Here is a 612-nt window from a genome sequence, read left to right as displayed (position 1 = left end):
CTGCTGGTGTTCCGCGCCGGCTCGTCCCAGCCCAAGGCGGTCCCGCTCGGGCTCGTCACCCGCCTGGAAGAGCTCCCCGCCGACAAGATCGAGTTCTCCAACGGCCGCTACATGGTGCAGTACCGCGAGCAGCTGATGCCGCTCGTCGCCATGGAGAGCGTCACCATTGCGAGCCAGGGCGCCCAGCCGATCCTGGTGTTCGCCGACGACGGCCGCTCCATGGGCCTCGTCGTCGACGAGATCATCGACATCGTCGAGGAACGCCTCAACATCGAGGTCGGCGGCTCCTCCTCCGGCATTCTCGGCTCGGCCGTGATCAAGGGCCAGGCCACCGAGGTGATCGACGTCGGCCACTTCCTCCCCATGGCGTTCTCGGACTGGTTCACCCGCAAGGAGATGAAGCCGTCGCAGCACTCGCAGTCGGTGCTGCTGGTCGACGACAGCGCGTTCTTCCGCAACATGCTGGCGCCGGTGCTCAAGGCCGCGGGCTACCGCGTCCGCACCGCGCCGACCGCGCAGGAGGGCCTGGCCGCGCTGCGCGCCCAGAGCTTCGACGTGGTCCTGACCGACATCGAGATGCCCGACATGAACGGCTTCGAGTTCGCCGAGGTG

The 612-nt window shown here is 68.0% G+C and carries 1 protein-coding gene; it reads left to right on the top strand.

Features of this window, described 5'->3' with window-relative positions:
• Nucleotides 1-612, top strand: a 612-nt coding sequence (locus AC1RUR_RS38355; RefSeq protein ID WP_492853352.1) for a response regulator, incomplete at both ends; no start/stop codon positions are given.

Source organism: Bradyrhizobium sp. GW821-FHT12B03, assembly GCF_058807535.1.
This window is presented reverse-complemented; position numbering and strand designations above follow the sequence as displayed.